A 15,162-nucleotide genomic window follows, 5' to 3' on the forward strand; every position below is an offset into this window, starting at 1 on the left:
GGTCACTGCTCTTTCGGGCGTTGCGAGGCCAGCGAGGAGTCCTCGCCGACCACGAGGTGAGCCGGGATCGGGGTGACCCGCGAAGCCTCCTGCACCGCCTCACGGATCCGCTCGGGAACCGGGTGGCTGCGCTGAGTGGCGAGGGAACCGACGATCATCGCCAGGACGGACAGGCTGATGCCGATCACCATGGGATCCAGCCCGAGCGCGTCGGTGGAGTTCGTCAGCTGAGCCGTCACCGCTCCCACCGCGCCGACGATCATCGAGGAGAGCGCGCCGACGGTATTGGCCTTCTTCCACCACACGGCGCAGATGTACGCCGGGACGAACGCCGAGCCCAGCACCGTGGTGGCGAAGACGACGATCTCGAACACGGCGGGCGGGCGGATCATCGCCAGGACGAGGCCCACCACGGCCAGCAGCAGCACCGTCAGCCGTGCCACGTTCACCGAGGCCGCCGCGCTCGTCCGTTTGGAGAACCGGGCCCACAGGTCGTGCGAGGCGATCGTGCCGGCCTGGAGCAGGAGCGCATCGGCGGTCGACATGATCGCGGCCATGATCGCCGCCATGACCAGCCCCACCGCGAACGGCGGCAGCACCGTCTGGGCGACCTCGAAGATCGCCAGCTCCGGGTCCTCCAGGCTCGGGACGATCACCAGCGCCAGCATCCCGACCAGATAGGCGGAAGGGATGAAGAGCAGATTGAACCCGGTGGCGTAGACGCTCGCGGTGCGCGCCACGGAAGGCCGCGACATCGCCATATGGCCCACCACGACGTGCGGCCAGCCGAGATAGCCGATGGAGAACACCAGCAGGGCGCCGATGATGATGCCCCAGGCTCCCAGGTACTGCTGATCTGCGCCCCACATGGTCAGCAGGTTGGCGTTGAGCTCGCCGATGCTCTGGTGCCCCGCCGTCAGACCGCCGACGTGCTGCAGGGCGGCGATCAGGATCCACAGGATGCCGATGACCATGATGATCGCCTGGATGAAGTCGCTGTACGCCACCGCGAGATAACCGCCCAGGAAGGTGTAGGCGACGATGACGCCGACCGCGATGACGAGCGCCCAGTTCAGGGACAGGCCCGTCACCATCGCCAGTCCCTGCCCGCCGGCCAGGAACTGCGCCAGCAGGTAGAAGAACATGCAGAACAGGGCAATGGGCGCGGCGACCAGGCGGACCCAGACCGAGGGGTAGCGGTGCTCCAGATAGCCGATGGACGTGATCGAGCCGAGCATCTGGGAGAGCTTGCGCATCCGGCGGCCCAGGATGGACAGGTTCAGCACACCGCCGCCGAGGTCGCCCAGCGCGTACCACATGGAGTAGTAGCCCTGTGTGTAGCCGAGCGAGCCGGCGCCGAGGAACATGTACCCGGACATCGAGGTGCTCTGCAGCCTCAGCGCGGAGACCGCCGGGCCCAGTTTGCGGCCGCCCAGCAGGAAGCCCTCATTGTCCTTGGTGCCCACCCGCATCGCCCAGACGCCGACGCCGATCATGGCGATGAAGTAGATGATGAGGAAGATCAGCGCGGTATTCATCGGCGGTCCTCACCGCCGCGCGGCTCCTCGGGGGCGTCCTCGGCCGCCCAGTGCGAGGTCGTGAAGTAGAAGACCGCGGTGTAGATCACCCAGAAGGCGATCACCCCGGACATGATCAACGTGGTGCTCAGGGGTAGTCCGAACACTGCCTTCGCCCTTCCGTCGTCGAGTCGTCACCCGATGCGGGGCGCCCCGCTGACGGGGACGATCCGCACCGCGGCCTCGCACCGTCGCGAGCCGGTGCGCACGATTCTAAAGGCAGCTGGGAGAACCATGTGAAGGGGGTCATGATGCGGAACGCCGCGGCCGGCCAGATTCGCGGCATCCGTGGCCGGCGTCCCGGAGGGGCCGCCGCGCGTTCAGTGGAGCTGCCCGCCGGTGAGGCCCCGGCTGTGGCCGCGGGCCTCGGGCGTTCTACTCTTGACGGAATGGAACTTCACGAGGAATGCGCGCAGCTGGCGGAACGGATCGGGGAGCATGCCCGGACGCACGATCTGCACATCGCCGCCGCCGAATCGCTCACCGGCGGCATCCTCTCCATGCACCTGAGCGCCGCGCCGCAGGCCTCCACCTGGTATGCCGGCGCGGTCGTGGCGTACGAGTCCGAGACCAAGTTCCGGGTGCTGGACGTGGACCGGGGGCCGGTCGTGACCGAACGGTGCGCCCTGCAGATGGCCCGCGGTGTGAGCCGGCTGCTGGGGGCCAATGCCGCCATCGCCACCACCGGCGTCGGCGGCCCCGATCCGGACGAGGGGCTGGAACCGGGTTCCACCTGGATCGCGGTGCTCCTGGGCGACCGCGAATGGACCAGCTTCCATCGGTTCGACGGTGAACCGGAGGATGTGCTGCGGCAGACGGCCGTCACGGCGTTGCAGGCGGCCGCCGACGCGCTCGCGGACTACGGCGCCCAGGAATCCGGTTCCTGATCCGCGCCCGGCGCGCCGGCGACGGGGTCTGACGCCCGCCGCCGGCCGGGTTCCTGTTCTTACGTGGGCTGACCGCCCGGCTTCGCCTCGGCGGCAGCGATCTGCGCCTCCACGGTGCCCTTGAGCGGGTCCGTCCGTTCCAGCAGCTCGGGGTCGTCCGAGCTGGACTCGGCGGGCTGGCTGTCCCGGCCGTCCCACGGGCCGAACTCCGTGGCCTCCACGGGCTGCTCCGGCTCCTGGTCGTCGAGTCCGAATTCGGTCACCTCGGTGGGGGCCTCGGGGCCGGCCAGGGGGCTGGCCTCATCGGCGTCCTGGATGGCGTCCGTGGGCGTGGAGGCCGCCTCGCCTTCACCCTGCGGGACGGTCACGCCGGCGTCGTCCTGCGCGTACAGCGCCTTCTTGCGATCGGTCATGATGTCATGCCCTCCTCTCGCGTGCCCCCGCGCCGGACGTGCGCTCGGCACGGGATATCGGCACCTGGTGCGGCCACTCTAGGCCTGATCTGGGACGACCTCAAGATGCGCTGGGCAGCGCGGCCACCCGGCACTGGTTGATCCGAAACGGTCACGTTGCCCGGGTATTCACCGGCAACGTGACCGTTTCGGCCATATCGCGGGCGGTGCGGTGCTCGTGCCGGGGTGCGCTCGCCCACCCCGGCTCCTCTCACACGGTCTTAGGCGGGATGTGTCACGCGGGGGTCAACAGCCGTTCGGACGCCGTTCACGTCGTCGCCATCGGCACCTGAAAAGAAAGATGAGTCCCTGATGTGCATTCCCTGGGGTACTGCCGTGCCCCGGGCCGACAGGAGGAACCTCTTTCATGTCACCGAAGACATCCGCGCTCCCGGACCCCGGGGGCGCGCCACGATCACGCTGGCGCCTCGGCGCGGCGATGCTCGCGGCGCTCCCCGTGATCCTGTCCACCGCGCTCGTGCCGGTGTCCGCCCAGGCCGCGCCGGCTCCGGACAACGGCCAGGTCAGCCAGGACGCCGCGGGGGAGGCCCCCCAGAACCCCTCGACCGAACCGGGCACCGCCCCCAGTGGCCCGCTGGACGGCGTCCTGGTCTCCGAAGTCGCCAACGGCGGTCCCGGTGGCGGCGTCGAGAACTTCATCGAGCTGACCAACTACGGCTCGGAGCCGGAAGACATCTCCGGCTGGCGGATCTACCGCTGCGGCCAGAGCGGTGACGGCTACGGTCCCCAGGTGATCGTCCCGGAGGGCACCAGCCTCGCCCCGGGCGAGCAGTACACCGTCGTGCGCCAGGGCAGCCCGTTCGAGAACGAGCCCTTCGCCGACGCCACCTATGACGTCACGCTGCACAGCTTCGGCTTCGGCGCCTGGATCATGGACGCCGAGGAGCAGACCCGCGACCGGATCGGCCGCTACCACGAGTCCATCCACAGCCAGTGCGGCAACCCCGGCGGTTTCGACACGCTGCAGGACCAGGTCAGCTGGGCCCACGCGGAGTCCATCCAGCGCGTGGACACCACCGGCGACATCCATCGCGACTGGATCGTCGGCGAGCGCACCCCCGGCGCCCCCAATACCACTGAGCCGTCCGTGATCACCGCCGACCGGGCAGAGGTCGGGGACATCCTGATCACCGAGTACGCACCGGGCGGGCCGGGCGGTTACAACGAGGACTTCATCGAGCTGGCCAACGCCGGCGAGACCGCAGTGGACATCAGCGGCTGGAAGGTCTGGCGCTGCGGTGACAACTCGCAGACGTACTCGCAGTCCGACGGGCTGCCCGCCGGCAGCGTCCTGCAGCCGGGCGAGACCTTCCTGCTGGCCCGCTCCGGCTCCTCGATCGCCGGGGAAGCGGACGTCACCTATGGCACGAGCGTGCACTGGATCAACTCCGGTGCCATGGTCCTCACCCCGGACGAGAAGATCGTCGACCGGATGAGCATGTACGGCGACCACCGGGTGAGCCCCTGCACCGACGGGACGCCCAAGGCCTATGACATCAACGTCCTCACCGGGGAGAGCTACCAGCGCGTCTCCGACACCGGGGACAATGCCGCCGACTTCGTCGCCGCCCTGCGCACCCCCGGCGAATGGCCTGCCCCCGAGGATCTGGAGCCCGTCGAGGTCCCGGCATCGGCGCACGCCGGCGAGGTGTGGATCACCGAGCTGATCGCCGACGGCCCGGCCGGCGGCAGCGACGAGTTCATCGAGATCACCAACACGGGCTCCGCGCCCGTGGACACCAGCGGCTGGTCCCTGTACCGGTGCGAGGGCACCGGACGGATGGCGCCGTCCCCGCAGATCGCGGACCTGGGCGTGACGCTGCAGCCCGGCCAGACCTATCTGGCGGCGCCGGCCAGCGCCCCAGCGGCCCTGCGGGAGCTCGCCGACGGCACCTACGCCACCGGCCTCAATCACGCCGACGGCTACGGCGCGGTCCTGTTCGACCAGGAGCGCGCCCGGGTGGACGGCGTCGGCGTGTACGACACCATCCCCGTCGAGCACTGCGGCACCGGCCTGACCCTGCAGAACAACGTCCGCGCCGATGAGGGCCTGACCTATCAGCGTGCCGTGTTCGACGGCGAGGACAGCTACCACGAGTTCGTCAAGGCCGAGCGCACCCCGGGTGAGTACGTCGAGCACGAGTGGCGGGACGAGACCGTGCCGCTGCCGGGCCAGACCGATCCGGTGAGCGTGGACCGGGCCTACCGTCCCGGCACCCCGCTGGTGGAAGACGACGGCGCCGAGGCCACCGAAGAGGGCTTCCGCACCTCGGTGCGCACCGAGCACGAAGGGGACCGCGATCTGCAGGTCAGCTTCCGCTCCGCCGCGCCGGTCGCGGTCAACCAGGACGCCACCGGGGTGTGGTCCGGTACCACCGCCGGTCTCCCTGAGACCCTTCAGATCGACGGTGAGGAGTCACTGGCCGCCGATGATTCCCTGGTCAGCGAGGGCCACAGCGGCGAATACCCGTTCCAGCGGTTCGAGATCACCGTCGAGGAGGTCCCGGAGGAGGGTTTGGAAGTGGTCTGGACCGGGCAAACGCAGGACCGCAACGAGATCCAGCTCTACGGCTGGGACCTCAACGAGCAGGCCTGGCTGCTGCTGGACGCCGCCCAGCCGTCGCACGACGGCGACCTGACGCTCATCGGCCGCGCGAGCGCCTCGATGGTGGACGGTGAGACGGTGAACGTCCTGGTGCTGGACGGCCCGCGCACCACCGGCGGGCTGTTCGACGAGGTCGGCGTGGTGGATCAGGAGTTCGCCCAGCCGGGCACCTACGATCTGGCGTTCAACCACATGACGGACACCCAGTTCTACTCCGAGGGCTTCGTCAGCGTCTTCACCGATATGGTCGCCTGGGTGATCGCCAACCAGGACGCCCGTGACATCGCCTACAGCACCAACACCGGCGATATCATCGAGAACTGGATGCGCGGTTTCGACGACCCCGAGCGTGCCCGCCGTGAGTTCCGCGACGCCGCCAAGATCACCCAGCTGCTCAATGAGCACGGCGTGGCCAATGGCGTGCTTCCCGGCAACCACGACAACTTCTGGGGCCGGAACAACGATCTGTACAACGAGTACTTCGGTCCGGAGATGTTCGAGGATCAGCCGTGGTGGGGCAACTCCTGGCAGCCGGGGGACAACAGCGCCCACTACGACTGGTTCATCCACGACGACGGCACCAAGTTCCTGGTGCTGAATCTGCAGTACAACCCTTCGGACGCCCAGCTGGAGTGGGCGAACGCGGTGGCGGAGGCCAACCAGGACTGGAACATCATCCTGGCCACGCACTCCTATCTGCACACCAGCGGTGAGGTGGACGACATCGAGCGCCGGCACTCCGCCCGTGCGAACCACATCTGGGAGAAGGTGATCGTCCCGAACGACAACATCTTCCTGGTCGTGGGCGGCCACTACCACGGCGTGGCCACCAACTACGCCGATCCGATCACGGGTGAGCGCGTCAACGTCTCGGAGCTGCCCGGAGAGACCGCCGTCATCGACAACGTCGGCGCCGAAGGCCGCCGCGTCGTGGAGATGCTGGCCGACTATCAGGGCTACCGCTCCTCCCAGCCGGATCCGCGTGCGGACACCTATGACCGGGACACCGGTTTCCAGCGTCTGCTGCAGTTCGATCTGGATGCCGGCCTGATGGCGGTCAACGCCTACTCGCCCACCCTGGATGACTTCGAGGCGTGGAAGTACGACGAGCCGGCGTTCCGCGGGGACGACGCGCGCTACGGCCCGGAGGACGACGAGTTCGTCGTCCAGGTGGACCTGGTGAAGCCCACGTCCTTCGCCACCCAGGCGTGGACGGTCCAGGGCACCGCGAGCGAGGAGGCGGTCGTGGAGGTCGCCGCCGGTGAGACCGCCGTGCACGACTGGTCCGCTGACGATGCGGGCCTGGCCTGGTACTCGGTCACCACCGCGGTGGAGGAAACCGCCGCCGACGACGCCCAGGCCGCTGCGGCCCGGGCACCGGAAGGGGCGTTCCTGGAGAGCCTGCTGGCGCAGCAGAGCGCGCCCCGCGCGGAGGCCGGCCCGTACCCGCAGACCGGCTCCGCGCCCGCTGCGGGAGATCAGGACGAGGACGGACGGGATGCCGGGAACCCCGGTGATGACGCCGCTCCCCGTGAGGACGACGGCGCAGCTGAGGACACCGGTCCCGCGGAGGGTGCCGCGGTCCCGGAGGACGGCCGCACCGCCGAGCCGACGTCTCTGTCCGGTGACTCCGCTGGACCGGAAGACCGGGAAAGCGAGACGGACCCATCGGCCGAGCCGGGTGCTCCGGGCCGGGACGAGGCCGCGGAGGACGAGGCCCCGTCCGGGACGCCTGCTCCGGAGCCCGGTACCGCAGGGGTGCGTGCGCTGAACGAGCCGGTGGAGGTCACGGGCGAGTCTGTGGTCTCGTTCCCCCGCCTGCTCGGCGAGGCCAGCGATCCCGGTGAGCCCGGCGACCCGGGCACCCCGGATCCGGGCGAGCCGACCGATCCGGGCCAGCCCGATCCCGGCACGCCCGATCCTGACCCCTCGGACCCGGGTGACCCCGGCCAGCCGGGCGAGCCGTCGCCGGAGCCGAGCGATCCCGGTCAGCCCGGCGGCGAGCCCTCCGGCGAGCCGACGGACGGCGGGCCCGATGGGGGCGCCGATGCCGGTGGTGACGCCGGCGGTCCGGGCGCAGGCGAGCCCGGGGCGGGGCCGGGTGCCGGTGACGGCAAGCCGCTGCCGCGCACCGGTGCCGAGACCGCGGCGATGATCGCCTCGGCGCTGCTCCTGCTGGCCCTCGGCGGAGGCGCCCTGTACGCCGCCCGCCGGCGGAAGGGGAGCATCGACGCCTGAGCGGCCTCACGAAACCGTGCTCAAGGCCCGTCGGTGAGACCGTCCGGCCTCGAGCCCGGCGCGCGATATGACACGGACGCCCTCCGGCACCTGGAACTCCAGGCGCCGGAGGGCGTCCGTCGTCGCTGGTCCGTCTGCCGGATCGACCCGGCAGTGGTCGCGTTGATCGTGAATTCACGGGCAGCCTGACCATTTCGGGTCAATCGCGGCCAGCGACGACTTTCACTCTCTTTCCGTGCCTTGGGAGAGCTGCAGAACCGGCGACTGGGCCAGCGGTCGCTGAGTGCCCCGCAGAACGTTCGGCGGTGCTGGCGCTCGGCGATGGGGCCCTTGTGAACATGTGGCTGACCAGGAAAGGTGCCTTGTGAGGACGCCGGTCAGCTGCGGCATCGTTCACCTCGGAGTCAACTTGCGTTCGCTTTCGCTCCGCCGACGATTCACGCCTGCCTGAAAGAAACGTGAATGTTGCCTGCTTCCCCGCTCCGCCCCTCCTGAAAGGCCTCGCATGTCGATTCCTGAGAGTCCGGCCGCCGTCCCGGCCGGGCCGCCCGCGCCCCGCAGACGCGGCGGCCGTCTCATCGCCTCGCTTCTGATCTCCTTGCTCGCCGGCACCGGTGCGGGCACTCTCGCCGCGGTGCCGGCCACCGCGAACGAGATCGCCCCGTTCGAGGCGGTCGATCCGTTCATCGGCACCGAGATGGACCTGAGCCAGAACAAGAGCAACGACGCCTACGGGAACACCTTCCCCTCCGGCGCGGTGCCGTTCGGCATGCTGCAGCCGAGCCCGACGACCTACAACTCCGATCCGGGTGCTCACGACCTGGTCCGGGAAAAGGGCGGCTACGAGTGGACCGGGGACCAGATCCGCGGCTTCGGCATGACCAGGTACCAGGGAACGGGCTGCCACCAGAACTACGGCGGCAACGAGTTCCCCACCACGCCGTACACAGGTGAACTGCGCGAGGACGGCACCCTGCCGCACAGCCCGGCGGTGGACCACCGGCGCTACTTCCTCGACTTCAGCCACGACAACGAGACCGCCGAGCCCGGTTACTACTCGGTGACCACCGACAACGGCGTGCAGACCGAGCTGACGTCCACCACGCGCACCGCCCTGAGCCGGTACGCCTTCCCGGACGACGGTGATTCGTCCACGCTCATCCTCAACACCTCCGGTGCGAACAACCGCCTGCACGATGTGGTCGTGGACATCGACCCGGAGACCAGTACCGTCTCCGGCTGGTCCTACGGCCAGGACGTCTGCAACGAGGGCCGGTACCGTGTCTACTTCTCCATGACGTTCGACGAGCCGTTCGAGAGCTACGGCGTCTGGGACGGGGCGACGATGACCGCCGGCGGCACCGGCGCCGAGCGCGTCACCGGGAACCACGATGCCGAGCAGCGCCAGCAGCTCGGCGCCTGGGTGACGTTCGCCGATGGCGGGGAGGTCACCGCCCGGACCGGGTTCAGCTACGTCAGCGCCGACAACGCGGTCCAGAACCGCGAGGCGGAGGCCGACGGGCTCAGCTTCGACGAGGCCCGGGCCGAGGCCCGCGCGGCCTGGGAGGACGCCCTGGGCCGGATCGACATCGGCGGCGGCACCGAGGACCAGCGCATCCGGTTCTACACGGCGCTCTACCACTCCCTCATGCACCCGAACATTCGGCAGGACGTGAACGGCCAGTACATCGGCCTGGACGGCGAAGTGCACACCGTCGACGAGGGCCGCGATCACTACCACGTGTTCGCCGGCGGCGGCTGGGACATGTTCCGCAGCCAGGCGCAGCTCCTGGCGATGCTGTACCCCGACCGCGCCAGCGACATCAACCAGTCCATCGTCAACTGGGTGCGGCAGAACGACGGCGTGTGGCCGGCGTTCCGCGGCGCGGACGGGTTCCAGAACGTCGTGGCGACCATGGACGCCTTCGGTGCCACGGACTACGACCGCGAGTACGCGCTGGAGGCCATCGCCGAGACGCAGAAGCTCCCCTCCGACCGCTCCGGGAGGTTCAACGCCTTCCAGTACTTCGCCACCGGGATGATCGAGAACCAGAAGGGCGGCGACGCCACGTCCCGCGTCCTGGACCACGCGGTCACCGACTTCGCCGTGGCGCAGCTGGCGGCGCGGCAGGGTGACGAGGCGGCGTACGACCGCTTCATGGCCCGGGCACAGAACTGGCGAAACGTCTTCGACGCGGAGACGCAGGAGATCCGCCCGCGGCACCGCAACGGCTTCGACCGCGGCTTCAACCTCCGCGAGCGCGGCGACCAGTTCCACCAGTCCACCGGTCATCAGTGGGGCTGGCACGTCCAGCACAATCTGGCCGGTCTGATCGAGATGCGCGGGGGCGCCGAGGCCGCCGAAGCGGATCTGGACGTCCTCATGGAGGACCTCGACGCCGGAGCCTACGACCAGACCGGCAACTACCTCTCCAATCAGCCGGCCCTGAGCACGCCGTGGGTCTACAACTGGCTGGGCAAGCCGCACAAGACCACCGATGTGCTCTACCGCGCGGCCGAGGAGATGTACCGCACCGATCCGGCCGGCCTGCCCGGGAATGACGATCAGGGCTCGCTGAGCGCCTGGTACGTCTTCTCCGCCCTGGGTGTCTTCCCGGCCGTCTACGGCACCTCGCACCTGGTGGTCTCCGCGCCGATGTTCGAGGACATCACCATCACCAGCGCCGGTGCCGACCGCAGCTACGCCTTCAGCGCGCCCGGTGTGGCCGACGGCGCCCGTTATGTCACCGGCATGACCGTGAACGGCCAGGACCGCACCGCCTCCTATCTGGACGAGGATTTTGCCCTGCAGGGCGGCTCGGTCGAGTTCCGGATGTCCGCCGAGCCCGGGGAGTGGGGCACCGGCGATGACGATGCGCCGCCGTCGTGGTCCGATGGCACCGATGCCCGCAACAACGTCGGCACCGTGCCCCACGGCGCGGCGAACATGGGTTCGATGGACCTCAGCGACTGGGCGTTCTCCCGTGAGGCGCTCGACGCCGCCGGCGCCGGCCAGGGTGCCCAGCTGCCGCATCCGGAACACGACAGCCTGGTGTTCACCTGGCCGGAGACCGAGCCGGGCGAGCCGGACAACTGGATCCCGCACGGTCAGCGGGTCGAGCTGGAGCCGGTGAACGCCGCCTCCCTGTCCTTCCTCGGCCTGGCCACCAACGGCCCCTCGGCCGGCACCGCCGTGGTGGAGTACACCGACGGGTCCACCCAGGACGTCGAGGTGCACTTCACCGACTGGGGCCAGGGCGCCGGGGGCGGCAACTCCGCCGTGGTCGAGGTGGGCAACCGCATCAACCGCAACGGTGACAGCGCCAACGGCACATTCCGTGCCTTCGCCACCCGTCCGGCCGCGCTGGACCAGGACAAGACGGTGGCGGCGGTGATCCTGCCGGCGGCCTCTTACAACGGCCTCATGCACATCTTCGACGTGGCCGTCTCCGAGGAGGGATGGACCGATCCGAACGCGCCGCTGGGCGACCCGGAGCGGATCGTGCTCACCGCCACGGAAGATCCCTCCACCTCGCAGTACGTCACCTGGCGCTCGCGCAGCCCGCAGCGCCTCGACGGCACGGTGGAGCTGCGTCCGGCGGCCGGCGGCGAGACCGTGACGGTGGACGCCGAGGGCAAGCCTGAGCGCAGCGTCGACGGGTACCCTGCTCGCAGCCACAGCGCCCTGATCGAGGGCCTGAAGCCCGGGACCGAGTACGAGTACCGCGTCGCCTCCGGCGACCGGTGGAGCCAATGGCACACCTTCCGCACCGCGGGCGCGGGTTTCGAGCCGTACACGTTCCTGTACTTCGGTGACGCCCAGAACGGCATCCCGACGATCTACCCGCGTTCGACCGGCATGGCAGCCGAGGACCACCCGGACGCCCCGCTGGGCATCTACGCCGGTGACCTCATCGACCACGCCCAGAGCGAGGAGCAGTGGCGGGACTGGTTCGAGGCGATGAGCCCGCTGCGCACGGACCGCCAGGTCCTCGCCACGCTCGGCAACCACGAGATCGGCGGCCAGCCGTTCATCGAGAACTTCACCGACAGCTTCGAATACGACGCCAACGGTCCCGTCCCCTCCGACGCCCGCGAGTTCGCCGACACCCACGGCGAGCACCTGGCGACGGTGCTCAAGGACACCGTGTACTTCTCGGACTACCAGGGCGTGCGGTACATCAGCCTGAACGCCAACCACGACGACATCTGCCCGATCTCGCGTCCCGAAGGCCAGCCCGACGACTGCAATCTGAACCGCGAAGCCTGGTTCACGGCGCAGGCTCACTGGCTGGAGCGCGTGATCCAGGAGAACCCGCATCACTGGACCGTCGTGTTCGCGCACCAGCCGATCTTCTCGGTCGGTGTCTCCGGCGGGGGCCTGCGGGACGAGGCCATGTACCGGCAGCACATCGTGCCGGTGCTTGAACGCAACGACGTCGACCTGGTGCTGCAGGGCCACGACCACACCTACGGCCGGGGCGTCCACAACTCGTCCACGACGGGCATCGACGGCGTCAGCGCCGGTCCGGTCTACGTGGTCTCCAACGCCGGCGAGAAGATGTACGACCTCCCGCCGGACGACGACAACCGCTGGACGCAGAACAACGCGGCTCTCCAGGTGCGGCACCAGGACGTGGCGACCTACCAGGCGATCCGCGTCGAGGAGAACACCCTGAGCTACGAGTCGGTCGCCACCTGGGTGGCGCCGCGCGGGGAGAACGGCCCACTCCAGGTGGGAGACACGGTGGACTCCTTCACCGTCACCAAGTACGACGACGGCGCCAAGTGGGTCACCGAGGAGGGCGTCGCGGCGCCCGGTCCGGATGAGCCCGCGCAGAACCTTCCGCTGCCCACTCCGGAGGGCTTCGACGCCGAGACCTACGGCGACGTCGTCTGGGAGGACGACTTCACCGAGGACCGGCTGGAGGAGTACGACGTCTACGGCGGCGGGAGCGAGCAGCCCGGCGATCTGGCCGTGGACACCGATGCGGGCGTGCTCACCTCGACTTCCGATGGCCGGGCATGGAGCCAGATCGCGCTGCCGGAGGAGGCCGGGGACCAGTGGGCCCTGGTGGTCGAGCCGGAGTCGTTCCTGGATTCCGGCGCCGCTGAGGACAGCTTGTTCCTGGGCCTCACGGCCGGTCCAGCCGACCGGGCGCACTCCTGGTACAACCACACCGGCAAGCGCAGCGGACTCGATGTGCAGGTGGACGGCCGGAACCAGGGCCTGGCCACCGGTGCGGGGCCGGCATACCCGGTGCAGTGGGAGCCGGGCGACCGCATGGCCGTACGCGGGGACCACGGCGAACTCACCGTGTGGATCGAGAATGGCGGCGAATGGGAGCTCGTGCGCCGTGGCCTGCTGACGCTGACCATGCAGCCGGAGGACTACGCCGGCTGGGCCCCGACGGTGAGCCTGCGGCACGACGCCGGCCAGATCGCTCTGGACCGGATCACGCTGCTGCGGCCCGAGGGCGGCGAGGTGCCCGGGGAACCGGAGCCCGAGCCGACCGAACCCGAGCCGACGGAGCCCACCCCGGGCCCGAGCGAGCCCACGCCGGATCCGAGCGTGCCCACGGAGCCGACGCCGGGACCCACGGAGCCGGCACCCGCCGAGCCTTCGGAAGATGACCTCGTCGATGAGCTCCAGGGCGCCATCGCCGTGGCGGAGGAGCTCGTCCAGGGTGAGGACGTGACCGTGGGCGTCGGCGCGGAGCACGCCGGCCAGGAGATCACCGGATACCTGTTCTCGGATCCGGTCTCCCTGGGCAGCGGCACCGCCGACGAGGCCGGCGAGGTCGCCCTGACGGTCCCGGCGGACGCTCCGCTGGGCGAGCATCGCCTGGCAGCGTACGACGCGGAGGGCGGCATCATCGGATGGGCTGAGGTGCGTGTCGTGGCCGCGGCCGAGGAGCCGGAGCCGACGCAACCCGAGCCGACTCAGCCGGGGGAGCCGGAGCCGACCGAGCCTGGTCCCACGCAGCCCGGTGAACCGGAACCGACGCAGCCGGGTGAGCCCACCCAGCCGGGACAGCCGACTCAGCCCGGCCAGCCGGAGCCGACGCAGCCTGGTGAACCTGAGCCGACGCAGCCGGAACCGACGGATTCGGGGCAGGCCCACTCGCCGGAGCCAGGCGACCCGGACTATCCCGGTGGTTCCGCTGAGCCCGGCGCTGGCCCCGGTGCCGGCGATGGCAAGCCGCTGCCGCGGACCGGTGCGGAGATGGCGGTGCTGAGCCTGGCTGCTCTGGTGCTGCTGGTCCTGGGCGCGGGTGCCGTGTTCGTGGCTCGCCGCCGCAAGGCGGGCATGAACGCCTGAGCGGCCCGATGAAACCGTGCTCAAGGCCTCAAGGCCTCAAGGCCTCAAGGCCCCAAGGCCCGGCGGTGGGACCGTCCGGCCTTGAGCACGGCCGGTAAGTAGAACCCGGACGCCCTCCGGCACCTGGAACTCCAGGCGCCGGAGGGCGTCCGTCGTCACCGGTCCACCTGGCCGGATTGACCCGGAATGGTCGCGTTGCTCTCGTGAATTCACGGGCAACCCGGCCAGTCCGGGTCAATCGCGGACGAGGGCGACTGTCCGTCCAGCGGGTGACGACCGGCTGGGGGCACCGGTCATCGTGAGCCTGGCTCGCCGGAGGTCGAAAGGGCGAGGTACTCGTGGTGCAGATCGCTGACTCTTGCGATGTGGTCGAAGTCGTGGTCTGCGGTCAGCACGGTTGCGTCATTGACGATCGCGTAGCCGGCGATGAGGATGTCGACCGCACCGGCGGACCGCATCAGACCCGAACTCCACAGCGCGCTCTGGATGTCGAGCACCAAAGACTCATCCGGCGCGCGTTCGAGAGGGAATCCCAGCGAGATGCGCTCCCGGTAGAGCGCGTGCTCCTCTGGAGTGCGGGCGCTGTGGCAGAACTCCAGCACTTGAGGCGGGCACGTCACGAAGAGGTCCGCTGGAGCACGTTCTATCCGGCGTAACCGCGACGTGATGGCGGGGTCGCCGGCCGCGAGCCGTGCCCAGACCGAGTTGTCGACGAGATAATCGGTCACGGCGCCTGCGGCGGGTTGCTCACCGGTGCGCCCAGCTCCTCCGGCAGGGCCTCCAGTTCCGCGATGCCTTCGACCATCGCGCTTTTCTGCTTCGAGGCGATGAGACGGCGTAGCGCCAGGTCGAGGACCGCGCGGTTCGACCGCTCACCGGTGAGGGAACGCGCGCGCTCAATGAGTTGGGGGTCGAGGTCGACGCTGGTCATGGCCATGAGGGAACCTCCTCCTGTTATATGATCAATTATATAGCAGGTACCCCACCCATCGTGTCGGTACTGGAGCCCGTCTGCCGGATCGACCCGGCAGTGGTCGCGTTGATCGTGAGTTCACGGGCT

General features: G+C 69.7%; 8 protein-coding genes. 3 read left to right on the forward strand and 5 right to left on the reverse strand.

Annotated elements, in window-relative coordinates; genetic code table 11:
- Positions 1-2 precede the first annotated feature (2 nt).
- Both IEW13_RS15935 and IEW13_RS15940 read right to left on the reverse strand, forming a co-directional pair.
- Entirely contained in the window at positions 3-1,538 is a 1,536-nt protein-coding gene (locus IEW13_RS15935; protein ID WP_188551928.1) for a sodium/proline symporter, read from the reverse strand.
- Entirely contained in the window at positions 1,535-1,684 is a 150-nt protein-coding gene (locus IEW13_RS15940) for a hypothetical protein (RefSeq protein ID WP_188551929.1), read from the reverse strand. Before IEW13_RS15940 ends, IEW13_RS15935 begins: the two co-directional genes overlap by 4 nt.
- Positions 1,685-1,966: 282 nt before the next feature.
- Between IEW13_RS15940 and IEW13_RS15945 the strand changes: the two genes are divergently transcribed.
- Positions 1,967-2,464: a CinA family protein gene (locus IEW13_RS15945; RefSeq protein ID WP_188551930.1), complete on the forward strand. Its 498-nt coding sequence runs from the start codon at positions 1,967-1,969 to the stop codon at positions 2,462-2,464.
- A gap of 59 nt (positions 2,465-2,523) precedes the next feature.
- On the opposite strand, the gene IEW13_RS15950 is transcribed toward IEW13_RS15945, so the two are convergent.
- The gene (locus IEW13_RS15950; protein WP_188551931.1) at positions 2,524-2,877 is read right to left on the reverse strand and encodes a hypothetical protein; all 354 of its coding nucleotides are present in this window, start codon (positions 2,875-2,877) and stop codon (positions 2,524-2,526) included.
- 406 nt (positions 2,878-3,283) lie between these two features.
- Here IEW13_RS15950 and IEW13_RS15955 point away from each other — a divergent pair, with 406 nt between their 5' ends.
- Positions 3,284-7,780, forward strand: a complete 4,497-nt coding sequence (locus IEW13_RS15955; protein ID WP_188551932.1) for a lamin tail domain-containing protein — start codon at positions 3,284-3,286, stop codon at positions 7,778-7,780.
- Between the two features lie 505 nt (positions 7,781-8,285).
- The gene (locus tag IEW13_RS15960; RefSeq protein ID WP_188551933.1) at positions 8,286-14,102 is read left to right on the forward strand and encodes a GH92 family glycosyl hydrolase; all 5,817 of its coding nucleotides are present in this window, start codon (positions 8,286-8,288) and stop codon (positions 14,100-14,102) included.
- 293 nt (positions 14,103-14,395) lie between these two features.
- On the opposite strand, the gene IEW13_RS15965 is transcribed toward IEW13_RS15960, so the two are convergent.
- Both IEW13_RS15965 and IEW13_RS15970 read right to left on the reverse strand, forming a co-directional pair.
- The gene (locus IEW13_RS15965; protein WP_188551934.1) at positions 14,396-14,830 is read right to left on the reverse strand and encodes a PIN domain-containing protein; all 435 of its coding nucleotides are present in this window, start codon (positions 14,828-14,830) and stop codon (positions 14,396-14,398) included.
- The gene (locus IEW13_RS15970) at positions 14,827-15,039 is read right to left on the reverse strand and encodes a type II toxin-antitoxin system VapB family antitoxin (RefSeq protein WP_188551935.1); all 213 of its coding nucleotides are present in this window, start codon (positions 15,037-15,039) and stop codon (positions 14,827-14,829) included. The genes IEW13_RS15965 and IEW13_RS15970 overlap by 4 nt, the downstream gene beginning before the upstream one ends.
- Positions 15,040-15,162 lie beyond the last annotated feature (123 nt).

This window comes from Sediminivirga luteola, assembly GCF_014639315.1.
In the GTDB taxonomy this organism is placed as follows: domain Bacteria; phylum Actinomycetota; class Actinomycetes; order Actinomycetales; family Brevibacteriaceae; genus Sediminivirga; species Sediminivirga luteola.